1 protein-coding gene is annotated in these 457 nt (G+C 72.0%); it reads right to left on the bottom strand.

Going from position 1 to position 457, the window contains the following annotated elements; translation table 11 throughout:
* Positions 1–457: LysR substrate-binding domain-containing protein (locus EN742_RS37335; protein ID WP_128334009.1), on the bottom strand; the 457-nt coding region annotated here is incomplete at both ends.

Raw genomic sequence — 457 nt, 5'->3', positions numbered from 1 at the left:
CTCCTCTTCGCGCGCAGCCAGCCCTTTTTGCGAGCAGAGCCAGCGCATCGGCTCGCCGATCACCGCGACCTCGTCCGATGCCGGGGCCTGGCGCATGGTGATCGCGAGATCGAGCTGGCCGGCCTGCAGTGCCTGTGCAAGCTCGGCCGAGCGGCCGACGCGCAATTCGATCCTGACGCGCGGATGGCTGACGGCGAAGGAGCGCAGCAGCTCCGGCAGGCCACGATCGGCAAAATCCTGCGTCGTGCCGATGGCAACGCGGCCGCCGGCACGCGCGCCCTTCAGCGCCAGCCAGGCCTCGGTGTGGACGGCGAGGATGCGTCGGGCATGGCCGACCAGATCCTCGCCGGCGGGCGTCAGGCCGCGCCCGCGGCCTTGGGGAGCAAGCAGCGGCTCGCCGACGATCTCCTCCAGCCGCTGCATCTGCGCCGTCACCGCCGACGGCGAGCCGCTGCTT

This window comes from Mesorhizobium sp. M4A.F.Ca.ET.020.02.1.1 (assembly GCF_004022645.1).
Classification (GTDB): Bacteria; Pseudomonadota; Alphaproteobacteria; order Rhizobiales; family Rhizobiaceae; genus Mesorhizobium.
Note: the sequence above shows the minus strand (reverse complement) of the source record. Positions and strands in the feature narration are given on the sequence as shown.